Annotated in this window: 20 protein-coding genes; 14 read left to right on the forward strand and 6 right to left on the reverse strand. The window is 43.4% G+C overall.

What is annotated here, in order from left to right; translation table 11 throughout:
• Positions 1-8: 8 nt before the first annotated feature.
• Both AC1DYB_RS17830 and AC1DYB_RS17835 read right to left on the reverse strand, forming a co-directional pair.
• A complete protein-coding gene (locus AC1DYB_RS17830; RefSeq protein ID WP_295713678.1) occupies positions 9-599 on the reverse strand; it encodes a sigma-70 family RNA polymerase sigma factor in 591 nt (196 codons plus the stop codon).
• Between the two features lie 315 nt (positions 600-914).
• Positions 915-1,907 carry a helix-turn-helix transcriptional regulator gene (locus AC1DYB_RS17835; protein WP_477436938.1) on the reverse strand — a complete coding sequence of 331 codons (993 nt, stop codon included), beginning with the start codon at positions 1,905-1,907 and terminating at the stop codon, positions 915-917.
• Positions 1,908-2,002: 95 nt separating this feature from the next.
• On the opposite strand from AC1DYB_RS17835, the gene AC1DYB_RS17840 reads away from it, so the two are divergent.
• The 13 genes from AC1DYB_RS17840 to AC1DYB_RS17900 all read left to right on the forward strand — a co-directional run bounded on the left by AC1DYB_RS17840 (position 2,003) and on the right by AC1DYB_RS17900 (position 18,995).
• Positions 2,003-4,102, forward strand: a complete 2,100-nt coding sequence (locus AC1DYB_RS17840) for a TonB-dependent receptor plug domain-containing protein (RefSeq protein ID WP_477436939.1) — start codon at positions 2,003-2,005, stop codon at positions 4,100-4,102.
• Positions 4,103-4,138: 36 nt separating this feature from the next.
• Positions 4,139-4,747, forward strand: coding sequence for an HmuY family protein (locus AC1DYB_RS17845; RefSeq protein ID WP_477436940.1), 609 nt, complete (start codon positions 4,139-4,141; stop codon positions 4,745-4,747).
• Between the two features lie 61 nt (positions 4,748-4,808).
• On the forward strand, positions 4,809-5,648 hold the full coding sequence (locus tag AC1DYB_RS17850; RefSeq protein WP_477436941.1) for a heme/hemin ABC transporter substrate-binding protein: 840 nt from the start codon (positions 4,809-4,811) through the stop codon (positions 5,646-5,648).
• Between the two features lie 2 nt (positions 5,649-5,650).
• Positions 5,651-6,697: a FecCD family ABC transporter permease gene (locus tag AC1DYB_RS17855; RefSeq protein ID WP_477436942.1), complete on the forward strand. Its 1,047-nt coding sequence runs from the start codon at positions 5,651-5,653 to the stop codon at positions 6,695-6,697.
• Complete coding sequence (locus tag AC1DYB_RS17860; protein ID WP_477436943.1) at positions 6,694-7,476, forward strand: heme ABC transporter ATP-binding protein; 783 nt, start codon at positions 6,694-6,696, stop codon at positions 7,474-7,476. The genes AC1DYB_RS17855 and AC1DYB_RS17860 overlap by 4 nt, the downstream gene beginning before the upstream one ends.
• Positions 7,477-7,494: 18 nt before the next feature.
• Complete coding sequence (locus AC1DYB_RS17865) at positions 7,495-8,526, forward strand: hemin-degrading factor (protein WP_477436944.1); 1,032 nt, start codon at positions 7,495-7,497, stop codon at positions 8,524-8,526.
• Between the two features lie 77 nt (positions 8,527-8,603).
• On the forward strand, positions 8,604-8,924 hold the full coding sequence (locus AC1DYB_RS17870; RefSeq protein ID WP_477395097.1) for a DUF6686 family protein: 321 nt from the start codon (positions 8,604-8,606) through the stop codon (positions 8,922-8,924).
• A 141-nt stretch (positions 8,925-9,065) separates the two neighbouring features.
• Positions 9,066-10,559, forward strand: coding sequence for a hypothetical protein (locus tag AC1DYB_RS17875; protein ID WP_477436945.1), 1,494 nt, complete (start codon positions 9,066-9,068; stop codon positions 10,557-10,559).
• Between the two features lie 43 nt (positions 10,560-10,602).
• Complete coding sequence (locus AC1DYB_RS17880) at positions 10,603-11,889, forward strand: aminotransferase class V-fold PLP-dependent enzyme (protein WP_477436946.1); 1,287 nt, start codon at positions 10,603-10,605, stop codon at positions 11,887-11,889.
• Between the two features lie 412 nt (positions 11,890-12,301).
• Positions 12,302-15,235 carry a TonB-dependent receptor gene (locus AC1DYB_RS17885; RefSeq protein ID WP_477436947.1) on the forward strand — a complete coding sequence of 978 codons (2,934 nt, stop codon included), beginning with the start codon at positions 12,302-12,304 and terminating at the stop codon, positions 15,233-15,235.
• A 41-nt stretch (positions 15,236-15,276) separates the two neighbouring features.
• Entirely contained in the window at positions 15,277-16,719 is a 1,443-nt protein-coding gene (locus tag AC1DYB_RS17890) for a hypothetical protein (protein ID WP_477436948.1), read from the forward strand.
• A 23-nt stretch (positions 16,720-16,742) separates the two neighbouring features.
• Complete coding sequence (locus AC1DYB_RS17895) at positions 16,743-17,768, forward strand: hypothetical protein (RefSeq protein ID WP_477436949.1); 1,026 nt, start codon at positions 16,743-16,745, stop codon at positions 17,766-17,768.
• Positions 17,769-17,780: 12 nt separating this feature from the next.
• Positions 17,781-18,995, forward strand: coding sequence for a metallophosphoesterase family protein (locus tag AC1DYB_RS17900; protein WP_477436950.1), 1,215 nt, complete (start codon positions 17,781-17,783; stop codon positions 18,993-18,995).
• Here AC1DYB_RS17900 and AC1DYB_RS17905 read toward each other — a convergent pair.
• Positions 18,992-19,213, reverse strand: a complete 222-nt coding sequence (locus AC1DYB_RS17905) for a hypothetical protein (RefSeq protein WP_477436951.1) — start codon at positions 19,211-19,213, stop codon at positions 18,992-18,994. The two genes, AC1DYB_RS17900 and AC1DYB_RS17905, sit on opposite strands and share 4 nt — an antisense overlap.
• Before the next feature lie 210 nt (positions 19,214-19,423).
• Between AC1DYB_RS17905 and AC1DYB_RS17910 the strand changes: the two genes are divergently transcribed.
• Entirely contained in the window at positions 19,424-22,099 is a 2,676-nt protein-coding gene (locus AC1DYB_RS17910) for a DUF7133 domain-containing protein (RefSeq protein WP_477436952.1), read from the forward strand.
• 138 nt (positions 22,100-22,237) lie between these two features.
• On the opposite strand, the gene AC1DYB_RS17915 is transcribed toward AC1DYB_RS17910, so the two are convergent.
• The 3 genes from AC1DYB_RS17915 to AC1DYB_RS17925 form a co-directional block, all read right to left on the reverse strand.
• Positions 22,238-23,032 (reverse strand): DJ-1/PfpI family protein, encoded by a 795-nt coding sequence (locus AC1DYB_RS17915; protein ID WP_477436953.1) that lies wholly within the window; start codon positions 23,030-23,032, stop codon positions 22,238-22,240.
• An 81-nt stretch (positions 23,033-23,113) separates the two neighbouring features.
• Positions 23,114-24,049, reverse strand: a complete 936-nt coding sequence (locus tag AC1DYB_RS17920) for a GlxA family transcriptional regulator (RefSeq protein ID WP_477436954.1) — start codon at positions 24,047-24,049, stop codon at positions 23,114-23,116.
• A 175-nt stretch (positions 24,050-24,224) separates the two neighbouring features.
• Positions 24,225-25,634, reverse strand: a complete 1,410-nt coding sequence (locus tag AC1DYB_RS17925; RefSeq protein WP_477436955.1) for a serine hydrolase — start codon at positions 25,632-25,634, stop codon at positions 24,225-24,227.
• Positions 25,635-25,809 lie beyond the last annotated feature (175 nt).

Here is a 25,809-nt window from a genome sequence, read left to right on the forward strand (position 1 = left end):
TGAATAATTTACCTGAACAGCATGTAAATGGTATGGAGTGCGATTAAAATGCTGAGGCCGTAATTTTTAAGTTCGCCTCTGATGATCTTTAATGCACGGGTTAGAGTTGCTTCAACTCCTTTTTCGGTAATATTTATTTTATCGGCTATTTCGTTATTTTTCAAACCCATTTCCCGGCTATAACGAAATACCAGGCGGCATTTTTCTGGCATTTCTTCTACAATTCCGTCAATATATTCCTGAAGAAAACGGGCATCTAACTTTTCTTCATCATCAATTAACTCATTAAATTGATAGTTTTGTTTTGCCAGCTCTAAACGCCTACTTTCCCTTTGCTGATATTTATATACACTAAATTTAACAGCAGTGGCCAAAAAAGCCGGCAGGTTTAAAACATCAACCAAATGACGCCGCTCCCAAAGCGAAATAAAAACTTCATGAACAATATCTTTGGCTACTGTTTTATCGTTACTATGGTTCCAGGCTATTAAGAGCATTTTCTTCCAATACCTGTTATAAATTTCATTAACAGCTGTATGGTTATCTTTTTTGAGTAGATCGACTAATTCCGGATCGGTATAGCTACTTAAGTTCAACATCTATTTTATCCCGCCTTAAAATCAGTTGCAAAGCATAAACCTCAGGTGCCTGAGATCACCTGAAAAAGACGAGACTTTAGAATGGCATAAAAATAATTGCTTAAAAATTTTGAATTTGCCCCTAAGTAAATCTTCTTTCATTTTTTAATTGGTTATTGACTGAAACGCGGCAGGACGCTTTCAACTTAAATAATAAGCACGCAAATATGCAATTTATTTTTATTGTAAAAACGTATCACCAGGAAGATTTAAGTTGATTGAGTCTATTTTGCAAAAAATCACAATCGATTGGGAGGTTACAATAATCATCGCTATTCAAAATATCCCGACCGAAAAAAACATAATCACCGTTAGTTTTTTAATTCCACTGGGCAGATAACCAAACTTTTTCTTGAATGCCTTTGTAAAATGATGCGCATTTTTATATCCCACTTCATAAGCAACCTCACGTACAGATCTTCCACCGGTTAAAAGTATTTTAGCTTTTTCCATCCGCAAATCATATAAATAACCAAAAACAGTTGTTCCTAAAACTTCCCTGAAGCCTTTTTTCAATTTAAAATCATTCAAGCCAACTTTATGCGCCAGTTCTATCAATGAGCATGGATTTAGTAAGTTTTTCTCTACTATCATTTTTGCCTGGTGGATCCGCTCAAGGTCATGTTCCTTTAAAAACAAATTCGATGATTGCATAGAGATGGTTTCAAGCTGATCCAGCTCCAGGAAAAGCAGCTCCAACGCTTTTGCTTCAAAATAAATATGATGATTTCCTTTTTTATGGATACAATACATCATACTCTGAATGATATCGCTCATTTGAGGGGTTGTTGGCCTGCTTGACTGAAGTAGGATAAGTCGTTGGCTGGCAATTTCCGAGACTTCAGAGAGTTGCGCAATTACATCGGACACGATTCGTTTTAAACTGCCCTCCAAAAAACAAATACAAACAAACCTAAAATTATCCTGAACACCTACAGTGAATTTTGAATAACCCGAAGAAAAAATGCTGTGGTGTTGCCCCTCTTCAAAGATAAAACGGTCATCTGCTACAGGCAGCGACCTACCGGATAAAGTAAAGTTCATCATCAGGCATAACGAATTGATCTCTACTGTAACTACAAGATCTTCTTTACAGCTGATATCAATATCAAAAATCATGATATCCTTTAATACTACGGATTGTACCTTCAAATCGCCCCAATTGGCTGAATAATTAAATATCGATTCCTCATGTGTACCTAAATCCCAAAGATCGCTTAGGGTATAATCATATGTGCCTGCTAAGGGCGAAGTAATCCTGATCATCATTAATCCGTATCGCGTTTATTATAATCCCGTTGGCGTTATCATGCTATTTATAAATCGTCCAAATTTGCATCATTATTTTTAATTAGTCTAAATAAATGCAAATAAAATATATCCTTTACGTTTTAGCTATACCATACACATTCAATATAGCCTATGCGCAAAGGCGGGATACATTAAAAAAGGACACTGTAAATATTAAGCAGTTGAAAGAAGTGGTAGTTACCGGCACACGCACGCCCAAAAGCCTGCAACAGGTGCCTATACCTATAACACGGATTACGGCGGATGAAATAAAGAAAAAAGGTTTGGTACGATTAAATGAAGTTTTGGCAGAACAAACCGGCATGACCATTTTAGATGACCCGCATGGGCAAGGTATACAAATACAGGGTTTTGATCCGGCCTACACAATGATCCTAATAGACGGACTACCGTTAATTGGCCGCAATACAGGTATCCTGGAGCTTTCCAGAATCACCACTAATAATATTGACCGGATAGAAATTGTAAAAGGCCCCACATCTTCCCTGTATGGCAGCGAAGCGATGGCTGGTGTTGTGAATATTATAACTGCCGATCCGGCAAAAGGGATTTCGGGAGGATTAGCCACGCGGTATGGCACCAACAACACGGCAGACCTCACGTTAAATTCGGCCTATAAGAATGATCGATTTTACATTTCGGGTTTTGCTAACCGATATAGCAGTGGTGGCTATACGTTACAATCTTCGTCTGGCCTGCCTACGGTTTTCCCGTTTGCTGGTTATACGCTGAATGGTAAATCATCTTATAAAATAGACGATAGAACAACGATCAAACTTTCTGTAAGATATTATACCAATGATCAGGATAGCAGGTACCTGGTAGACAACCGTTATGCCGGGGGTACGGGTACCGAAAAAGACTTTAACATAGCACCGGTTATTACCCATCGCTTTACGGATAAGTTGCTTTCTACCTTGCAGCTCTATCGGTCAACTTATAAAACCAATTCGGATGTAAGGTACGAGGATGATAAATCGGTATATGATCAAACCTATTTTAACCAGACCTTTAACCGTGCCGAACTGCAGAACGATTATGCGATAAAGGATAACCTGAAACTAACCGCCGGAGCTGGCGGCCAGTATGAAACAGTTGAAGCAACACGCTACACCAAATTACAATCATTCACTTCTGGCTATGGCTATTTCCAGGCCGACTGGCTGCCGGTAAAAAAGCTGGATGTTATTGCCGGTGGCAGGTATGATGTGCATAGCGTTTACAAATCGCAGTTTAGCCCCAAGTTGGCAGCAAGCTATGCGCTTAGTTCAAAATTCACTGTATTGGGGTCGGCAGGCAAAGGCTATAAGGCGCCCGACTTCCGCCAGCTTTATTTAAACTTCACCAATGCCGAAGTTGGTTACAGTGTTTTTGGTTATGAAGAAGCAAGCGCGGGTATACAGCGCTTACAGCAGGCGGGGCAAATTGAAACCATATTGATAGATCCTGCTACGCTGAAAAGTTTAAATGCCGAAAGTTCTACCGCTTTTAATTTAGGTTACCGCTACAAACCTACAAATAAACTCTATTGGACAGCCAATCTTTTCCGCAACAACATTACAAATCTGATTGAAACAGCGGCCATCGCTATCAAAACTAACGGGCAATCCGTATTTTCCTACTTCAACCTGAATAAGGTTTACACGCAAGGCATAGAAACCGACCTGAGTTACCAGTTATTTAAATCCTTGCAGGTAGCAGCTGGCTTTCAATACCTGGAAGCTTACGATCAGGATGTATTGGACCAGATTGCCGCCGGCAAGGTCTTTACAAAAGATCCGGAAACCAACCTCACTAAGGTTATTAAAAGAAGCGATTACGGCGGCCTGCTTGGCCGGTCCAAATACACCTATAATGTTCGGGTAAACTACCAGGAAGATAAAACCGGCATCAACGCTTCCATAAGGGCGATCTATCGCGGCCGGTATGGTTATAAGGATACCGACGGAAACGGCATTGTAAACCGCAATAATGAATATACCAAAGGATACGTATTGGTTAACGCATCACTATCCAAACCCTTCCTCAAAGATGCCTTCAGGGTGCAGATTACGGCGCAAAACCTGCTGAACTATAAAGATGCCCAGGTTATCCTTAACCTGCCGGGCAGGCTTATCTACGCCGGGATAACCTATAATTTCAATAAAAAATAACACACAAATTAAATAATAATTCAAACAATAGAACACATGAACAAATTCACAACTTTATCATTGGCATTAAGCAGCGCTATCATTTTACTGGCATCATCATGCAGTAAAAACAGCGATGACCCCACTCCTGCAGTAAGTAAGCTTACCACAAAAACCGTTGCCGATCTTGACGGCTCAACAGCCGCTGCTTATTACAGCCTTTCAACCGGCGCGCAAATTACCGGCGCCGATACAGCGTCAACCAAATGGGATATTAAATTTAAAGGAACGAGCATATTTATAAACGGCGGCACATCCGGTACCGGAACCACACAAGCCCAAATAGTGAGCAGCACTTTTGAAACCTTAACTACAGCGCCAACAGCCAATTATAAATCGGATGCTGCAGGTACGCCTGCCATATCAGGATGGTATACTTACACAGCTACCACCGAGCCACAGCATGCTATACTTACCGTTCCGGGTAAAATAATAGTGCTAAAAACATCAGCGGGTAACTATGCTAAGGTTGAAATAATAAGTTACTATAAGGGTAACCCTAACACAACAACAGCCACGTTTGCTGACCTGGCTACAAGACCAGCATCACGCTTTTATACTTTCCGTTTTGCGTATCAAGGCGATGGCACTACAAGTTTTAAATAGGTTTTTTTAGTTGGTTAATGAATGCTCCCCCGAAAGGGGGACTGTTTTTAAATTTTTGAAGATGAAAAAAATAATCATAGTAATGATGCTGGCCGTGTTTGTCACCGGCACAAAAGCCAGTGAACAAGTACCTGATAATCAAAAGATCATATCTCTTAATGGTACGGTTAGTGAAATTTTAGCGGGTTTAGGTTTAGAGCACAATATTATTGGCACCGATGTAACAAGTAACTTCCCCGAAAGCTTAAAAAGCAAACCCAAGGTAGGCCACAACCGCAATATCTCTGCCGAAGGCATTATTGCCTTACAGCCCGATGTGGTAACCGGTCTAACTACCGAAATAAAACCAGAATTGGCCGCTCAGTTAAAAACCGCGGGTATCAAACTGGTTTTATTTACCCAGGAGTTTTCGGCAGATGGCACCCGTAAACTAATTAAAGATGTTGCCGCTTCATTTGGAGGACAGCAGCAAGCCGCGGGCATGATCAAAAAACTCGATACCGATCTGGCCGCAGCAAACAAGGTGAATAAAACAACTACTAAACCCAAAATATTGTTCATCTACGCCCGGGGAACCGGTACCATGATGGTTGCCGGGGATAATACACCTTTGACTAAGATCATCCAATTAGCAGGCGGACAAAACGCTGTAATGGGGTTCAATGATTATAAACCATTAACATCCGAAGCCCTTGTAGCCGCCAACCCGGATGTGATATTATTATTTAGCAGCGGTATGGAAAGTTTAGGTGGCGCAGCTGGTTTACTCAATGTACAAGGCGTAAGCCAAACCAATGCAGGCAAAAACAAAAAATTCATCACCATGGATGGTGAACTGCTGACCGGTTTTGGTCCGCGATTGGGGCAGGCTGTGGCACAATTATCACAAAAACTAAAATAAAAGTGTTTAAAAACCATCAACTGATCCTAACCGGGTTAACCTTGTTTTTGATAGCCGTGATCATTGCTTCGGTTTGTATAGGTGCGGTACACATCAGTCTGCCACAATTCTGGTCTATCCTTACTTATCATTCCGGCCTGAGTAAGGAGGTTTTGTTCAGCTCGCAGCAAACAGCAGTATTGTTCAGCCTGCGGTTACCAAGGGTATTGCTGGGCGTAATCATTGGCGCCGCCCTGGCCATTTCAGGCGCGTCCTTACAGGGTTTGTTTCGTAACCCGCTGGCCGAGCCGGGGTTGATTGGCATATCATCCGGCGCTACTTTGTTTGCCGCATTGATGATTATTTTTGGCGGTCACCTGCTCAGTACCATTGGCAGTATTTACGGTTATTATGCATTGGCCGTTGCCGCATTTATAGGGGCTTTTGTTACCACCCTTACGGTTTACCGCATGGCCATGCACCAGGGAAAAACGGTGATAACCGCTTTACTTTTAACAGGGATAGCTATCAATGCACTCGCTTTCGCTTTTACAGGGCTCCTCACCTACCTTTCAACAGATGAACAGTTGCGTAACATTACCTTCTGGAGCCTGGGCAGTTTAGGCGGCGCCAGTTGGGTATCATTCAGCAGTGTGTTGCCATTTATCGCTCTCCCGCTTGTTGGTTTGCCTTTTATGGCCAAATCGTTGAATGCTATTGCTTTAGGTGAGGTACAGGCCGGGCATATGGGTATCCGTGTTAACCGTACAAAAAGAACAGTAATCATCCTGGCTACAATGGCTGTCGGTGCTTCGGTGGCCGTGGCGGGTATTATCAGCTTTATTGGTTTGGTAATTCCTCATATCCTGCGGATGGCTTTTGGGTCTGATAATCGTTTGGTATTGCCCGGATCGGCGCTGTTAGGAGCAGCAGCCTTAACACTGGCCGATTTAATATCCCGTACCATTGTAGCGCCGGCCGAACTACCCATAGGAATTGTCACCGCTCTTGGCGGCTCTCCTGTATTTATTTATATGATCTTTTCACAGCTTAAAAAACAGCAATTATGATAAGCGTACAAAATATTTCGTATTCGGCGGGGAAAAAGCAGATACTCAATAACGTTAGTTTTGAGGTAACATCCGGAGAAATGCTGGCCGTGATCGGTGCCAACGGCGCAGGAAAAAGCACATTACTAAAACTGCTTTGCAGGGAAATTCACGCGGCTTCTGGTAACATCAGCTTAAATAATAGGGATCTTGTTTTGTATTCCATCAAAGAAATGGCGCAACTCCGGTCGGTACTAACCCAGCATAATACAGTAAGCGTAATGTTTACGGTTAAGGAATTGGTGCTGATGGGGCGTTACCCCCACTTTGAAAATCATCCATCAACAAATGATATCGAAGTGGTGAACAAAGTGATGAATGAAACCGGTATAACACATTTAGCCGGGCGAGATTATAATACCTTATCAGGCGGAGAGCAGCAGCGGGTACACCTGGCCAGGGTTATCGCCCAGATCTACGACCGTCCAAACGCGTTCCTCTTTTTGGATGAGCCTACCAACGGGCTCGATTTGTTATACCAGCAACAGATACTGCAACTGGCACGCAATATGGCCGACAGGGGATATACGGTGATCAGCATTTTGCATGATATCAACTTTGCATCACGCTATGCCGATCAGATCCTGATCCTTAAAAACGGAGAAACAGTAGCTTTCGGGCCACCCCTGGAGGTGATCAATTGCGACAACATTCACCAGGCGTTCAACATTAAAGTAAAGCTAATGGATTGCGAAGACTTTAAATGTCCGCTGGTTATCCTCAGCGGCATATTGATTTAATTTAATAAACAGATAAAAATGGAAAATATAACAGCATCAATAAAAGAACAATGGGCAGCCTTGAAATTACAAGATCCCAAATTGCGCATCCGCGATGCCGCCAAACAATTAGCCGTAACCGAAGCTGAGCTGGTGAATACCGGCGTAGGAGAGCACAATACACTGCTCAATACCGACTTTAAAGAATTACTGAAGGAAACCGCGTCACTAGGGTATGTAATGGCACTTACCCGTAATGATTACTGCGTACACGAGCGTAAAGGCGTTTACAAAAAAGTAGGTTTTAATGGTCATGTGGGTTTAGTGGTTACGCCCGATATCGACCTGCGCCTGTTTATGACGCACTGGCATTTCGGTTTCGCGGTGAATGAAAACGACAGGCTGAGCCTGCAGTTTTTTGACGCCGATGGCAGCGCCGTACATAAAATTTATTTAACAGATCAAAGTGACGTTGAAGCTTATCACCAATTGGTTGCAAAATATGCGGCTGAAGAACAGCATCAGCAGTTGGCTATTCAACCCAGCTTGGAAGCTCCCGCTGAAAAACCCGACAACGAGGTAGATATCAAAACTTTTAAAGATGCCTGGATAGCATTACAGGATACGCATGATTTTCATGGTTTATTAAAAAATCATGGCCTAACCCGCACCCAGGCTTTAAGGCTGGCACCAGACGGTTATGCGCAGCAGATCAGTTTAAATTCCCTGAAACAAATTTTAACCAAAGCTGCTGAAACAGCATTACAGATCATGGTTTTTACCGGGAGTGCCGGTTGCATACAGATCCATACCGGCCCAATAACAAAACTGGCGCAAACCGGACCATGGTTTAATGTGCTTGATCCTGAATTTAATATGCACTTGCGCGAGGACGGCATAGAGGCCATATGGCTGGTTAAAAAGCCAACTGTTGACGGGCTTGTACATAGCCTGGAAGTTTATGATCGTGACGGCAATACCATTGTGCAGTTTTTTGGAAAACGCAAACCCGGAATACCCGAAAGTGAAGGGTGGAGAACTGTTTTAAATGAATTAGCGAACGCAATTTAAAAAAAGCAAGCCCTGTTTACCCGCGATAGCTATCTAGTGGTTATCGTGGGTAAGACAGGCACAAAAAAGATTGTACTATGTGCCAAACTCAAATTCTAAGTCATAAAGGGGCGTCTGTGATCAGTCACTGCCCTGATTGTCAAATGATCAATATTTGGAACAACAACCTGATGTTGTATTTTACCCCTCAGCAGTTTAACAGTTTTAGTGACTTTATTACTAACCTAATTTTCAGCGACCGCTCTTTCCCCTTTCCCGATGGAGAAGAAAGGGTGATACTTTGCACCCCCAACCGGGACATTAACTTCGTTTTTACCTTACAGGAATACAGGGAGTTATCCGAAGCCATGGAAGAAGCGGTTTACCTGCGGGAAGTTTATCACTTGTTAAACCAGTAAACTTATCCACTCAGTACCGGATATTAAACGGATATATAACAATGATTAATCCCGCGATGGGCTTATACACAGTCTCCCGCGGCCTTTAGCCTCAAAGTTGATACAATTTTTCTATCTTGTCGCTCTATATTAAAATAGCTCATGATCAGATTTATGTTGACGGCGGGTATCCTTTTCAGTATCCCTTTTTTTCTGAAAGCACAAAATAAAAGCACCACATTACCTGCTCAACTTGATTATCATCTCAGCTGGGACGGTAAATCACCAATCCTGAAAGTAAGCCTTGAATATAGCCCCGCAACTAAAGACAGTACCGTATTTATTTATGGCGACCTTAATTTTGGCGGACAAAAGGAGATTTTTAAGATACTGCAAAATATCGATACTAAAGACAGAATAAAGCTTACCCCCCTCGAAAGAAAAATAACTGTATACCACACCGGGGCCGGACTAAAGAAGATAAGCTATACCATTAACGGGCAACTGGTTGGCAACCCTAAACGGGCAACGGTTGATGAACTGTTTAGGCCGCTGATTACCCCCGACATATTGTACCTGGTTCCTCAATTTTTCATGATTAACCCGGTGGGGCATTCCGCTGTTACCGCAAGTGTTCAATGGGATTCATTTCCGGCCGGTTTACCCTACTTTATCTCAACCGCAGCCGGGACCGCCCCCTCCTTAAAACAAAGCATCCCTGTAAATAAAGAACAGGATGTGCTGATCCTAATGGGTGCCGGGTTGGTAATTAATACTTATAAAGTACATGGTATCCCCTATTATTCCATTACCTCAAAAAAGGATACCATCAATAACATAAAGGCCGAGCTTGAGCCTTTTTTTGCGCATTATTTCCCCGGTCTGCGGGATTTCTGGAAGGATGATCAGGCGCCTTATTATTACATCAGTATATTACCCTTACTATCAATTGACAAACCCTGGGCTACCGGATATAGCCAGAAACATGGATTTGTAATGAGATACTCCGGAAAATTTGACGACAACAAAAAACGGGTACTGGCACATGAAACTTCACATTCGTGGATTGGAAATAATATGCAGATTGGGAATGATGAGTTTGATAACCAGTGGTTCGGCGAAGGGTTTAATGATTATGTTATGCTGATTAACCTGGTAAAATCGGGCATACAGGATAAAGCTGCCTTCCTTGACTACGTAAATAAAGATAACTTACTGGCTCATTATAGCAGCAGTGTTAAAAACGCGCCAAACGATTCCATCGCCGCTAAGTTTTGGGTGGATAAAAACTATCAAACCCTGCCTTATAAAAGAGGATTCATTTATGCCTTTTACTTTGACAACCAGATTCGCCTTGCTTCTGGCGGAAAGCTATCGATCAGGGATTTCCTCCTCACCTTGTATCAAAGAAACCAGCAAATACACGCGGCAAACCCCACTGCTAATTTAACGCTGGATGATTATATTGCAGCAGCAGCAAAGTTCATCCCCGAAAAACAGGTGAGGGACGAAATAGAAACGAATATGATACAAGGAAAAACGCTGGATTTTAAAACCATTAAACTGATTGATGGCTTTAAAATTGATTACCGGGATAGTATACCTGTATTAGAAATTAGCGAAACGACCAATTTAAAAGAGATTTATACAAGGTAGTTTTTCAGGGCCAATAAAAACGACCGGACTTTACTTGATAAACATGATGAAGAATAAAGACATTTCTGATAAACCAGCGTATAGCCTATCGCGCCGAAACCTGCTTTCTTTTTTGGGCGTGCTCCCGTTTGCGCCCCGCATGTTAACCCACATGAGTGAAAGCCAGTATAGCACGCGGAAAGTCTTATTAAATGAGAATACGCCTCCCTCCAAAAAGCTATTTGCCATTAAAGGAACATTTTTAAACGCGGCCTACACGCATCCCATGAGCATCGGCAGTGCCGAAAGTATAAAAAGCTATCTGAATTTCAGGCTGGCTAATGGAAAGGCAGCAGATACCATTGATGAAGATCGAAATACGGCGCGCACTTTGTTTGCCCGCCTGATTAATGCCGATGCCGATGAAATTTCATGGGTTTCCAGCACCATGGCCGGCGAAAACCTAATTGTAAATGGCCTGGGCTTACCGGGAACAGATGCCCGGATTGTTACTGATGCCTATCATTTCGATGGCTCCTTATACATGTACAACGAACTGGCAAAACAGGGTGCCGATGTTAAGATCGTTATTCCTAAAAACAACAAAATAGATTTGGCCGATATGGACGCGGCCATAAAACCAGGCACAAAACTGGTAGCCATTTCACTGGTATCAATGATCAATGGTTTTCAGCACGATTTAAAGGCCCTTTGCAACATAGCCCATGCCAGGGGAGCGTTGGTGTACGCCGATATTATACAAGCCGCAGGTGCGGTGCCTATAGATGTGCATGACTGTGGTGTTGATTTTTGTGCCTGCGCTACCTATAAATGGCTGATGGGCGATTTTGGTGCCGGTTTTTTATATGTACGAAAAGACAGGCTTCCGTTAATAAAACGCAGCCAATTTGGTTACCGCCAGTTAAAAGACATGAAGTCACACATTTTTCCTTATGATATTGCCGGAAACAGCCCCTTTGAATTTATCCAGGGCGAAAAGACCCGAAACTATTTTGAAGTTGGAACACTGGGCAACGCCGCCGTGCCCGCGCTAATTTTTTCTTTAAATTACCTGCTCCATACAGGTGTGGACAAGATACAAAACTACCGCCAGCCCATGATTGATAAACTTCAGCAGGAGTTAGCCAGGCTGGGCTATCAACCCATGACGCCCCGCGAGTCTACTTCGCCAATTGTGAGTTTCGCCCTGGAAGGCGCTGAAAAAAAGCTTCATCAAAAACTGGCAACTGCCGGGATTAACATACAACTTTATGAAAACAGGTTCCGCATATCGCCATCGGTTTACAATACAATGAGTGATATTGACCGTCTTATCGACGTTCTTTCCTAATTGCGAAAGGGCCAAGAATATGCGGATCTCAATAATATCATTGCTGTTTTCAATGTAATTATCCCCGAGATCCCTGGCATGGCGCTGATGATTACCAGGCCTAACCCGTTCCCGTGGTTTTCACAATTTCCCTTGCTATTAATAGCCGTCAGATCTTTACTTTTTTTTAAAAATCCGATTCAACATCGACCGCGTTGTTTTGGGAATAAAATAGTTCTGCCTCCTGCCATATTATAGTTGAGCTTCATTAAATAAAGGTTAAGTAATCATAAAAATAAAAGCATATAAATGTTATTTTAAAGTGGCTTTGTTACCCGCAGGATAACATTGTATTAAGAAATTGTATTGGACATAAAAATTCAGGATTTAAACAGATTTGAGGTGGCTTATTTGCGCAAAACTGAATATTTGAATGGAACAAGTCCTTACTTTTTTACCTCTTCTTTCTTCCCTTTTATCATCTTCATCAGCGGCCAAAAAGCTATTTCTCGGTATCACATTACTTATTGGCTTTAGCACTGTAAAAGCACAAACTATCAAAGGCAGCGTTACTGATGCCAAAACCGGTGAGGCGCTTATTGGGGCTACCGTCCATATTGAAAAGGATAATTTTAAACTCAACTCAACAGTAAAGCTCGATGGTGCCTACCTGTTTAAAAATGTAACCGCCGGTACCTATAAGCTACATGTAAGTTATGTGGGATACAAAACAACTAAGGAATATACAATAGAAGCTTCGGAAACACGCCCTGCCGTGTTGAACATAGCAATGGTTGATAATGCCAACGGAATTAACGAGGTGACAATCAGAGAGCACGCCAGCAGGGAAACAGATAGATCTGCAAGAAGCGATGAAAAGAACGCCGTTACCACCATGAATGTGGTTTCTGCCCATTCAATTGCCATTTCGCCCGATGTGTTGGTTGCAAATGTACTTAGCCGGGTATCGGGTGTTTCTGTAGACAGAGGCAATAGCGGCGACGCACAGCACGTGATCATCCGCGGTATGGATAAACAATATAATACCGTATTAATAAATGGAATAAAAATACCCAGCCCTGATAACAAGAACAGGTATGTGCCACTGGATATTTTCCCAGCCGATCTGATTGAGAAAATTGAAGTTTCTAAAACACTTACACCAAACATGGAGGGTGATGCATCCGGTGGGGTTGTAAACCTCATCATGAAAAGTGCACCCGACAAACTGAGGATTGATGGTTATGTAGGAACGGGTTACAGCCAATTATTTTTTGACAGGGGCTTCAGCAGCTTTAACTCAAGCACTGTTAGCAGCAAGGCCCCCGGCGAAAAATTACCTCCTTTGGGACTGGCTTCGATAAGTGATTTCCCATACCAGAATCTCATAACCAAAACACAGAATCCGCCTCCAAACACTGACGTGAGCTTAACAATAGGCAACCGCTTTTTAAACAACAAGTTAGGCCTTTTGCTATCGGGTACTTTTCAAAACAGGTATGAAGGTAATAACACTTTTGTAGTAGTACAGGAAAGTACTGTAGGACCAGCTCCGGATATCAATTCGCAAAACCAGGAAACTAATTTTCAAAGCTCATACAACCGCCAGTATTCTGCACATATTGACAGGTTGGGAACCGTAGCTTCAATTGATTATAAGTTTGACGCTAATAATACGATCAGTTTATTTGGCACCTATTTACAGTTAGACGATCATCGGGTACGTAATACGCAGAACTTTGTTTATGGCGGTTACTCTTACCAGGGGTATCATTATACCAATGGTATTGATAATTTAATAGAAACACGCACCGATCTGCAGCGGATATATAATTTTACTTTAAAAGGCAAACACAACATCAGTAAGTCATTTAACCTGGATTGGATACTTGCCGATTCAAAGGCATCACACCAGGTACCTGATATTGCAGAATTTAAAACTTCATATAACACCAGCCCGGGCCCGGGTGGTACTAATGCACCTACACCGGGTAATCCAGGAAGCTCTACCTATGTGGCACCGACTATTGTTAACGGCCCAACACTGTTAGGCGATGAATCAAGAGTATGGACACATAATACTGATAAAGATATTTCCGGGTATTTAAACCTGAATTATGACGCCAGCATTTTCGGGCACAAAGCTACCTTGTCTGCCGGCGGAATGTTAAGGCATAAAACCAGGGATAATTTTGAAGACAGTTACAATTTAAACCACGGTTCTGACCCGGGATCACCCACCTCAGATGAGGTATTCGTTTCTATTCCCGCGTCAACCTTTCAGTTCAACTCTCCTGAGTATGCCCGTGGCAGTTCCTTTAGTTCAGCGGGTGTATATAGTTTCACAGAAAATATTCATGCGGAATATGGCATGGTTAAATACTTTATTAACAACAAATTCGACGTAACATTTGGTTTAAGGGCCGAACATACAGATCAAAGTTATTTATCAAGCCTGCCTGCAACCTTCCCGGGAAAATCGGGAAGCATTACATATGATGATTTCCTGCCCAGCATCAATGCTAAATACGCATTGACCGATAACCAGGCAGTAAGAGCTTCTTATTTCAGGTCGGTTCTGCGCCCTGCATTTGCAGACTTGATCCCTTATCCAGATCAAACTCCCGATCAACCTTACGCAACGTTAGGGAACCCATATTTACAGCATACTACCATTGATAACTATGATTTACGATATGAGTTTTTCCCGGCCGCTTTTGACGAGTTTATGGTTGGCGGATTCTATAAAAACCTAATGAACCCGATCGAAACAGTGCTGGGGCCAGGCCCATCAGGAGCCAGTTTATACCTGGAGCCGCAAAACCTGGGCAATGCCAGTAATTTCGGAGCTGAGTTTTTAGTGAAAAAGTTTTTTGGAGATGTAGGATTATCAGCCAATTACACTTACACCCAATCTAAAATTACCACCTCTAAAATTATTGATGTTCAAAACGTTGGTATAACCCACCGCGATCAAACCAGGCCTTTACAGGACCAGGCCGCGCACATTGGCAATGTTTCCTTATTATATAAAAACTCCAGGAATGGTATCGACGCCCAGTTAGCCCTGGCATATACCGGCGAAAGAATTGCTTATGTATCGGGATACTACAATTTGGATACATGGGAGAAAGCCTCGACTTCGCTTGATTTCTCCGCTCAGAAAACTATCGGAAACCATTTTATAGTTTTTGTAAAGGTTAATAACATCTTAAACACCCCTTACGAGCTATACATCAAACAAAATAATACCAACAACTATACAGGCATACTTAAATACCCTCACCAGGAAAGCGCTAATCATACCACTGTAGAGTATGACCGATACTATTCACGGTATAACCTGGGCTGCAGGTTTAAATTTTAAAACCCAAAAACAAAATCAAATAAAATAACAATTAATTAATCATGAAAAAGCTAAAACTAATTTCTTTAGGCTTATCCCTTTTTGCGCTTGCAGCTTGCAGCAAAAAAGGCGACAAGGCAGTTATCTCAATACCCCTGGTACAAATTGGGAAACCCATCCCAAATACTGGTACCCTACCCGCAGGTACTTATAAAGGTACCATGCTTACAAACCAAACTTATACCATAGGCGGAGATATTACCATTAACGCCGGAGATACACTATTGATTCAAAAAGGTGTAAAACTAAATATGACAAATGGTGCCAACATTATTAATAATGGTACTTTCATAAGCCTGGGAACAAGTGATGCGCCTATAACCATCACAGACCCTCGTCGTTCCAAATTAACAGGAGCATCAACAGTAGCTACCGATTCTGCTTATGTAGGTGGTTGGGGTGGTATTTACAGCAGCAGCACTGCCAAGCTGGTTGTTTTGAAATGGACACACCTTGACTTTGGCGGCGCAGCTTTAAAAGCGCTTCCTTTTCCTAATGGTAACTCATTAAAAGCCGGCGCTCAGTATATTTTATATTTCCAGAACCCTACCGGCGTATTTATTATGGAGGATTCATGGATGTATGGCTCACCTGATGATGCTACCCGTTTTTATGGTGGTTATTATAACATCATGAGAAATACGATGGAAAAATGCGGCAGCACAGGTGGTGATGGTTTTAATGCTAAAGGCAGCTCGATGGGCAACATGGCTTATAACCTTATTATAGGTGGTGCAACCAACGGTACAAAAACTGCAAGCGACGGTACAACAGCTGGTGAGTGCCAGTTTACCATGTACAATAATACCTATGTGAATGATGGTTTTAGAAACAGTGGAGTTTATGGCGCACGAAGTGGCTCTGTTGAAATTGAAAACAACTCAAGAGCGTTGGTATACAATAACCTGATTGTAGACTGTAATTTCGGCGTACGTATTGCAGGCGGTCCGGGTGGTGCTAAAGTTTACCTGGCTGATACAACATCTAACCCATCAAGCGTAATCCCTAAAACAGCTTATGGTTACAATTTTTATTATGCCGACAACGCTGCTATGGCTGGCCAATTTGTACCAACCAGTGTTGCACAGCCAGTAGTTACTCGTCCTCAGGCTACTGACATTCCTAATATGGCCGCATTCTTAGGCGCATCATATACTTTCGGGTTTGTTTATAATGGCAGTTCACTGGTAGGTAAAAACAATCCAATGTTTGTGAACTATCCATTGCCTGCAGCTACCAATTTCTGGATCACCCAAGCATCTGTTGATAGCTATAACTTCCATTTACAGGGTGGTTCTCCAGCAATTGGCAAAGGAACAACTACGGCTTTTGTGCCTATCACAGCAGGTATCCCTATTGATCCAACGTTTGGTTCAAGCGGCATTACACTTCCGGGTAAAGATATGGGTTGCTACCAGGTTGACGGAACGGGTAATCACCACTAATTTTTAATAATTATAGTCACCATATGATTTTTAATTTAACAGCTACCTTTAACAGAAGCACTGATGCTTCTGTTAAAGGTAGCTTGTTTTGCTTTTTAGCATTTGCTATACTTTCCTGCAATAAATCTGGCAATAAGGTTTTACCTGCTAAAGATACAACCGTTGCCATAGTCACTAAACCTGTTGTTTTCCCGAAAACAACGTACGATCCGGCTGCGCTGGATACTACTAAATTGTTTAATCGAATACCGGTTACAAATAATCTTGCCCGCAAAGATCTGTTTGAAATTTCAGGCATAGCTGCGAGCAAGGTCAATCCGGGGATATTATATATTCATAATGATAGCGGTAACTCCAACCAGGTTTATCTCACTGATGCCAGCGGGGCAGATAAGGGAACACTTACATTAACACCAGTTAATAACCGCGACTGGGAAGATATTGCTGTTGGGCCAGGCCCCATTGCAGGTAAAAGCTATGTTTATGTAGCCAATATAGGCGACAACGATGCTAAATACAGCTCGGTCTTTATCTATCGTTTCCCGGAACCTGATCTGACAGGGAAGACTACGCCTTTTGTTGCAGACATTACTTCAGTGGATATCATCGAACTAAAATATCCCGATGGCCCTCACAATGCGGAAACATTGATGATTGATCCCTTAACCAGGGATATTTTTATTGCCAGCAAGCAGAGCAATATATCTTTTGTATATACCGCTGCTTATCCGCAAAGTACAACATCAGCTACCATAATGAGCCCGGTAGTTCAACTGTATTTTAACAAAGCCACCAGTGGTGATATATCGCCCGATGGGTCGGAGATTTTACTCAGGAGTAATGAGTTAATCTGGTATTGGAAATTACCTGCCGGAACCAGCATAGCGGCAGGTTTAAAAACTCAGCCACAGATAGCACCCTATGCCAATAATGAACCCCAAGGCGAAGGTGTAGGGTTTGCGGCTGATGGTACGGGGTATTATACTGATACTGAAATTAAAGACCACCCCGGTCATTTAGCAACAATTTCCTTTTATAAAAGAAAATAATTTGATTTGAATATGCGTCTTGCACTTTTTATACGCCAGCCTAAAATATCAGTCATTATCATCAATTTTTTGCTGACGGTTCTCATTGGTACATTTTATATACAAAAAGGTTACTGCCAGGGCAAATCACCTGCTGTTATCAACATGGTTTTTACTTCAGATGCGCATTATGGCATCACCCGAAAAAATTTCAGAGGTGATACCAATGTGACCGGTCACCAGGTTAATGCAGCAATGATCCGCGAGATAAATAGTGTGCCCAATTTGATGCTGCCTGCAGACGGTGGCGTTGGAGGCGGAAACAAAGTGACCGCCGTTGATTATCTTATCCAAACCGGGGACATTGCTAACCGGATGGAAATTCCCATTCAAAGTGCTGCCATATCATGGGCTCAATTTGAAACTGATTATATGCAGAGCGTAAAGTTAACCGGGCATAATGGGCAACCCGCTAAACTGCTCCTTGCGCCTGGTAACCATGATATCTCAAACGCCATTGGGTTTGCTAAGCCCATGAAGCCGTTAACAGATCCTACATCCATGGTTGAAATTTATAACCTGATGCTGAAGCCTAAAATACCTTTGACCAATGCTACTTATAATTACGCTGCAGATAAAATTAACTATGCCTTTAATTTGAAAGGGATACACATCATGTTTATCACCCTATGGCCAGATTCTGCCGAGCGGATATGGATGCAGAAAGATCTGGATACAGTTAATTCAAAAACTCCTGTAATTATTTTTACTCATGATCAGCCAACCTCCGAGTCAAAGCATTTTACCAATCCATTGCCGCCTTATAATATGACGGCACTTAATGAGTTTCAAAATCTTGTTGCTGAACATTATAAAGAAGGCCCAGTTGCGGAAAAGGGAAGCGGGGCTACCGATATAGAACAGCGGGGGTTTGTGCGTTTTTTAAAAGCACATCCAAACATCAAAGCCTATTTTCATGGCAACAGCAACTGGAACGAATTTTATGTTTACCAGGGACCTGATAAGGATGTTAAGTTGAATACATTCAGGGTGGATTCGCCTATGAAAGGAGATTTATCATCCAAAGACGAAAAAAGGCTTTCATTTCAGCTCATCAGCATGGATACTGAAAAACAGTTACTCACCGTACGTGAATGTTTATGGAACACTAAACCAAATATTAAATCTCAAAAGCCTGCTTTTGGTGAAAGCGTAACGGTTTCTTTAAAAGTTGACGAAGCCAATTAAAAGGCGATGTAATCAAAAAATATACCTTCATTAAATTTTGGCAGCAGTGCATGTAAAAATGCCTGCTGCTTTAAGCGTTGCACACAGGCAAACTTCACCAGTTTCATCACCTCCCCCACCATTCCGCCGCCGGCGTATATTTCCCTACCTCTTGTACAATAGGCTGCTGCCTGTTTACGATCCAGGCCACTCAGTTCCTGCACGCTCCATTCCTGCAAACATTAATAACGTTATGCGTTTGGCACAGAGGCACCATTAACCGTTTTCAGGGGATCGATTTAGCATTATTTAAGATAGAGAGGCGCGGCGGCGTTACTTATTGACGGAAAATAATTAACTAAATTAAAATAAATGCAACTATCATTAAACGAAACACATAGATTTATCTTTTTGAACGCCATAATTATTCATAACCATTTAAAACACCTATGTTAAAAGTTTCCTTTACCTTTCTTTTTGTTGTCGCCTTTTTAGGTATGTTCAAATACTTTACAGGCACCGATTTTCAAAAAAGTCAACCTCAAACTACTCATTCTTCGCTAAATCAAAAAACCGCTTTAAGTAACCGGCTACCAGATTCATCGCGATGGCCCGCTGGTTTAACGGTTACTACATTTGCAGGCCCCGATCTTACACCAAGTCCTGCCTGCCTTGCGGTAGCACCTACAGGTGAGGTATTTGTTGGTGTAGATATGATAGGCTCATTGGGCAAAACTCCTGGAAAAGGAAAAATACTCAAACTTGTAGACAGCGACAATGACGGAAAGATAGATAAGCATACAGAATTTGCCGAAGTTGATGATCCCCGGGGTATCCTCGTTTCAGGCGACCAGGTTTTTGTGATGCATACCGTTTTTTCAAAAGAAACAGGTAAAGCTGCCGGGATGAACCTGGAAGTTTTTGAAGATAAGGACCAGAATGGTATTGCCGACGGTCCCGCCAAATTGCTTATTGAACATATAAGCAATGCGCACATGCTGGCCGAAAGAGGCACAGATCATGCTACCAACGGGATACGTATGGGCATTGACGGCTGGATATACATTGCTGTTGGCGATTTTGGTTTTCATGACGCTACAGACCGAAGCGGCAAAAAACTAACCATGCTGGGTGGCGGTATCGTTAGGGTAAGGCCTGACGGAACCGAGATGGAGATTTACACACACGGAACCCGGAACATTTATGATGTGGCCATTGATCCTTATATGAATGTTTTTACAAGAGACAATACCAACGATGGGGGCGGATGGAACATTCGTTTTTCTCACCATATACAGTCAGCCGAATATGGATATCCCCTATTGTTCCAACACTTTACAGATGAGATTTTACCTGCCTTAGTAGATTTAGGAGGAGGATCAGGTACAGGTTCTTTATTTATGGACGAACCCACCTGGCCCGAAAAATATAACCACGTACCGATGACGGCCGACTGGGGAAGAAGTGAACTTTATATTAACCGGGTAACACCAGATGGCGCCAGCTTTCAGCAAAAAGAAGAAGAATTTATTCAATTGCCTCAAATTACAGATTTGGACGTAGATGGATCCGGACGACTCTATCTTTCTGCATGGGATGGCGCGGGCTACTCCGGCGATCCAGCAAAAGGCTATGTTGTAAGGGCAGTTCCAAGCAACTGGACTTATAAGGCTTTCCCTAATCTTAAAGCTGCTTCAACAAGCGATTTGGCCGCTTACCTTAAATCAGCAAGTGCTGTAACCAGGTTAAATGCATCTCAGGAATTGATTACCCGTCCTGCAGATGAAGCCGGCAAGCTGTCGCTTGCCATTGCAACTGATGCAAGCCTGCCATTATATGCACGGGTAGCAGGTATTTATACCTACGCCCAGGCAACCCGTGAAAAAGGGATACCTGCGTTGGTACAACTTTCGGAAGATAAAGATTTAAGGGAATTTGCCTTACGGGCAATCGCAGACAGGAAGCCAGGTATCCAGAACGCACCCATTGAACCATTTTTAGCTGGTTTAAAAGACCCTTCCGAGCGCGTTCATGTAGCAGCTATTGTAGGCTTGGGTCGCCTTGGCAGAATCGCTGCAGCACAGTCCTTATTAACAACAAACGTTCCGGCCAGTTTTGTAGCACCGGGCAAAAATGAGGAAGGTCCACATGCCAAACCTAATTCGGCAATTATACCGGCACATCTGGCAGTAAGGGCCCTGGTAGGTATGTATGCGGTTAATGAGTGTGTAAACGCCATCGGAACAGAGCATTCAACCCTGGCGCTTTGGGCTTTAAGATACATGTATGATACCAAAGCTGTTGATGGTTTAATTGCGTCCTATTCAAAAGTTAAGGATGTAAAAATTAAAAATCAAATACTGGTAACCATATCAAGGCTTTATAAAAAAGAGGCAGATTATGATGCTTCATGGTGGTGGGGCACAAGGCCAGATTCGCACGGACCTATTTACAAAGGGGTTACCTGGAGTGGTTCTGCCCGCATTGAGAAGTTCTTAAAAACCGAATGGACAAAATCAACACCAAAGGGAAAACAAGTTTTTGCCGATTTAAATGCCCGCCATCAAATGGGTATCACCGTATTTGGCGGCGAAGAAAAAAGTACTGCCACAAAAGAAGTTAAGATTGACCTTGCCAAGATCACTAATAAAAAAGGGCAGATTGGAAAATCATCTATTGAGGATGTGATGCTGATGATCGCAAAAATAAAAGGCGACCCTTTAAAGGGAAAGGTTCTTTTTGCCCGCCAGGGTTGCATTGCCTGCCATAGCCTTAGCAGAGGCGAAAAATTGAAAGGCCCGTTCATGGGGCAAATCGGTTCTATCATGACACGGCAACAAATTGCAGAGTCGGTTCTTAAACCAAGTGCATCAATTTCCCAGGGGTTTGCCACGGTCATGATATCCGCAAAAGGAAACAAAAGTTATATGGGCTTCATTACAGAGGAATCGGCCCAAAAGATAGTAATGAGAAATATTACCGGTGACGTTTTTACGATCAAGACTGCTGACATAGTTAGTCGCAAAGAATTGAAAACATCTATGATGCCCGTTGGTCTTGCCAATGCGTTGTCATATGATGAATTTGCCTCCCTCATCACTTTTCTGTCCCAGCAAAAAAACTAAGTACTGTGTTAGTAAGACATCAGAAAAAAAGTCTTCTTAGAGCAATCTAAGGAGACTTTTTTGTACGATAATATTGTAATTCTCAAGCTTCCGGATAAGATGCCACCCGGCTTTAATTCTCCGCATCCGCCAAAAATATCATTTTACTGCTACGGTTTGAGGCGCTAATACCAGGCCTTGTTCCGGCACCCATTTGTCGTACTCCATGTATTTTGCGGCCTGCTTAGCAGCTTCCCGCCCTCGGATCTTTTCAACCAGGTGCAGCGCGCCGTCGATCCCTGCAGAGATGCCCGCCGTTGTGATCACGCGGCCGTTATCAACAAAACGCACATTGCTCAGCACTTTTGCTTTGGGCACCGCTTTTTTCAGGTTATCAATGCTTTCATGGAAAGTAGTCACCGTCAGCCCGTCAAGCAAACCGGCCTTGCCCATGATAAAGGCACCGGTACAAACTGAAAAATAATATTTCGGCTTTTGCTGTTGCAGCCAGTTGATCACAGCCGGGTCATTGCTGGCCACGCCAGAATTACCGCCAAAAAAAGCCACGATATCAGCCGGTGGCGCATCGGCAATGCTGTAGTCGGCTGTTACGGTCAGGATACCCTGGGATTTGATTGGAGTTTTGGTTTTGGAAACGATGGAAACGTCAAAACCGGCATAGGAGAACACTTCCAGCGGCCCTGCGAAATCGAGCACCTCTACACCATCCTGCAGGTAGAACAACACTTTATAGGTTCGATGCTCCGCCTTTTTTTGGTGATCTGCTACGTTTTCCTGCACCAACTCCATCCCGCAATATGGGCATTTACCCGGTTTGCTGTAAGCAGTTTCATCACAGTCTCCACAGGGCGGGCAGTAATAGGCGGTTTTGGGTTGGGCGAAAGCTCCTGCTGTTAACAGCAGTAAGCATATGTTCAATAAAAATACTTTCATAGCTCTTTTTTTTACCAAAGCTACCACTCGCAAAAGCAGAAATGAGGACAATAAAGGCCGGAATTAAGCCAAATTGAGCAACTACCGTTCGTTCAGTAATTCCCGCAGCCTGCTGGTGCTCTTCAGCCCAACGTGTAAAGCAGCTGACTGGTAGGTATGCCCATCCCCGAGCAGCACAGCCGCACGTTCGGTGCGCAGCCGGTCCTGGTATTCACCAATTGTTATACCCGTGGTTTTCCGGAACAGTCGCGTCAGGTTTCTCGGGCTCATGCTCACCAGCTCTGCTAGTGTTTCAACCGGCTGCTTTTTATCCAGCTGTTGTGCCAACCGGTCCTGTACCCGGTGCACCCGCTCCTCCATGTGGTTGCGGTATTGAGTAAACACGCTCAGTTGCGGGTCGGCCTCACCCCTCCTAAAATAGACGACTACTTCCTTCGCTACCTGGGCCGCGAAAGCCGCCCCCCAAAGTACCTCTGTTAAATACAGGGCAAGGTCGATTCCGGAAGCCACACCCGCGCTCGTATAAATCCCGGCTTCCGCCACGAACAACCTGTTACTTAATAAATTGACTTGCGGAAACCGTGATTTAAACCGATCCGCATATTTCCAGTGCGTGGTGCACGAAAGTCCATCCAACAAGCCAGATTCAGCCACAAGGAAAGCACCCGTACAAACAGAGCAGATCAGTACGCCCCGCGCGTGCATCGCCTTTAGCCAGTACTGGAATGCTCTCGACGAATCCATAAAACCCACGTCCAACAGCAAGGCCGAATCCAACCCGGGAATAAACACCAGGTCGCCTGCTTTCAGTTGCAGTTCATTGTAAGGTATCAACTGGTGAAAAGCCAGTGCACAACTGCTTTCCTCGCCCGTATGCCCAGGGAACATCGTACTGTAAAGTGCCCTCACCGGCGCGCCGTAACAGGCTGCCTCGTAAAATATATGGGCCGGGCCGGTAATATCCAATAGGTGCACCTTCGGCGGAATCATAAAAACAGCGGTGATCTTATCAGGCATATTACAAATCTGGTTATGAATTGCTAAATTTAGGTATTAGACCAACGCCCACGAAAACAATTGTTTGTTTTGAATTTTATTCAACACGTTTCTATCCAGACATGTCAGTCCTTGGAAATTATTTCTAAGGCCCCTTTGCATATCCTGCAGGATGATAAGCTAACGAACTTCAAGTTTATTTTCCACTCAGCTTCTTCAAATGCTCTGCGGCATAATCGTTTTTGGGGTTGAGTTCCAGGCAGCGTTTAAAATTTTGGATTGCGAGGGCTATATTGCCGGCGCTTTCGTAGCCTTCGGCCAGGCTGTCAAAAGCATTGGCGCTTTCCGGATGTAAGGTTGTGTTTAGTTTAAATATCTCGATCGCATCATTGTTGTCGTGCTGCTGCAATAATATATAGCCGAATTCATTCAGATCATGTTCCGTTAGCATGAAGCCAGGATCTTTGCGCTTAAGTTCGGCTATGACGGCTGCGGCGTGTGCAAAACCCGTTTTTAGCAGTCTGGCACGGAATGCTTTCAGGGCATAGGGCGAATCATAACCTTCGCCAATCCATTTGATAGCCCAGGTAGTTTGCTTGCCCACGAACAGGTCAATCACTTCCGGCGCAATGAAGAGACCTTTATTGCTGTGCGTAAAATACACCAGGCTTTCGTGTGTAGCCGGGAAGAGGATATAAAAGCATTTAAAACTACCGTTATCCCCCCAGTGCCAGGCGGCTTTGCCGTTTTCGTTTTGCTGCAAGCCAACGCCGAGGCCCCAGGAGATATGGCTGTTGGCCTCTGTAACTTCATGCCCAAACCAATTAGCCGGTGTTTGTGTGGACAGCATCATTTGCCAGGTTTCTTTTTTCAACCCTTTTCCAGAGGCCAGCGACTGCAGGAAAATGGAATAATCATGCGCGTTGGTTAGCAGGCTGTAGGCCGCGTTTTGAACGGAATGTCTTTTGATCTCTTCCGGGCTGTTGCCGAACGCGGAGACAGTATCAAATTTAGTGATCCATTGGTAGCTGCTATGCGTCATCTGCAAGGGGCCAAAAACCTCTGCCTGCGCTAATTCGTTAAGCTTTTTTCCGGTGATCTTCTCCACTGTTTTTTGCAGGAACTGGTAACCCTCGCCCGAGTAGGAGAAGCAACTATCCGGTGGGAACAGTAATTTAGCCCCCGAAGAATCACCCCAGTTGGGCAGGCCGGTGGTGTGGCGCAGCACCATCCTTGCCGTGATCTTTCCGTAAGCCGGGTTGGTGCGATCAAACCTGTCATATGTACCTATATAAGTCAGCAAGGGCGTATCCAGCCGGATCAGCCCGCGGTCAGCCAGGCGTAATACGGCGTAGGCAAATACACTTTTACTTAATGACGCTGCTTCGAAGATCGTATTTGAACTGACGTGCTGAGTAGCTCCGTAGCCAATCATCCCGATATTATAGATTTCCGATTTATCGTTTTTGGTATGGATCAACTGGATCCCGGGCACATTAACCGACCGAATTATTTCTGCAAGCTGTGCCGCTTTCTCCTGCTCCTGCGCGAATACAGAGCAGCAAAGGAATAACAGGAATAACTGAGTTGTGATGAACTTTTGCATACCAATGAGTTTAACGTGTGCCAGGCAGTATAAACAAGACGCAGGTTGATGGCAGATGTTACAAATTGAAACAAATACTATTCCGCGACCAATACCCGAACACCGGTGTGATGAGCGCTCCGGCATTACCCCTATTTTGAATTTAAAATCATTGGCACTTTATCCTCGATGGTAT

The organism is Mucilaginibacter sp. P2_A4, from assembly GCF_056405015.1.

Coding starts and splice junctions, on each gene's coding strand:
- AC1DYB_RS17830 (WP_295713678.1), bottom strand. CDS start 599: ATGTTGAACTTAAGTAGCTATACCGATCCGGAATTAGTCGATCTACTC.
- AC1DYB_RS17835 (WP_477436938.1), bottom strand. CDS start 1,907: ATGATGATCAGGATTACTTCGCCCTTAGCAGGCACATATGATTATACC.
- AC1DYB_RS17840 (WP_477436939.1), top strand. CDS start 2,003: ATGCAAATAAAATATATCCTTTACGTTTTAGCTATACCATACACATTC.
- AC1DYB_RS17845 (WP_477436940.1), top strand. CDS start 4,139: ATGAACAAATTCACAACTTTATCATTGGCATTAAGCAGCGCTATCATT.
- AC1DYB_RS17850 (WP_477436941.1), top strand. CDS start 4,809: ATGAAAAAAATAATCATAGTAATGATGCTGGCCGTGTTTGTCACCGGC.
- AC1DYB_RS17860 (WP_477436943.1), top strand. CDS start 6,694: ATGATAAGCGTACAAAATATTTCGTATTCGGCGGGGAAAAAGCAGATA.
- AC1DYB_RS17865 (WP_477436944.1), top strand. CDS start 7,495: ATGGAAAATATAACAGCATCAATAAAAGAACAATGGGCAGCCTTGAAA.
- AC1DYB_RS17870 (WP_477395097.1), top strand. CDS start 8,604: ATGTGCCAAACTCAAATTCTAAGTCATAAAGGGGCGTCTGTGATCAGT.
- AC1DYB_RS17875 (WP_477436945.1), top strand. CDS start 9,066: ATGATCAGATTTATGTTGACGGCGGGTATCCTTTTCAGTATCCCTTTT.
- AC1DYB_RS17880 (WP_477436946.1), top strand. CDS start 10,603: ATGATGAAGAATAAAGACATTTCTGATAAACCAGCGTATAGCCTATCG.
- AC1DYB_RS17885 (WP_477436947.1), top strand. CDS start 12,302: ATGGAACAAGTCCTTACTTTTTTACCTCTTCTTTCTTCCCTTTTATCA.
- AC1DYB_RS17890 (WP_477436948.1), top strand. CDS start 15,277: ATGAAAAAGCTAAAACTAATTTCTTTAGGCTTATCCCTTTTTGCGCTT.
- AC1DYB_RS17895 (WP_477436949.1), top strand. CDS start 16,743: ATGATTTTTAATTTAACAGCTACCTTTAACAGAAGCACTGATGCTTCT.
- AC1DYB_RS17900 (WP_477436950.1), top strand. CDS start 17,781: ATGCGTCTTGCACTTTTTATACGCCAGCCTAAAATATCAGTCATTATC.
- AC1DYB_RS17910 (WP_477436952.1), top strand. CDS start 19,424: ATGTTAAAAGTTTCCTTTACCTTTCTTTTTGTTGTCGCCTTTTTAGGT.
- AC1DYB_RS17915 (WP_477436953.1), bottom strand. CDS start 23,032: ATGAAAGTATTTTTATTGAACATATGCTTACTGCTGTTAACAGCAGGA.
- AC1DYB_RS17920 (WP_477436954.1), bottom strand. CDS start 24,049: ATGCCTGATAAGATCACCGCTGTTTTTATGATTCCGCCGAAGGTGCAC.
- AC1DYB_RS17925 (WP_477436955.1), bottom strand. CDS start 25,634: ATGCAAAAGTTCATCACAACTCAGTTATTCCTGTTATTCCTTTGCTGC.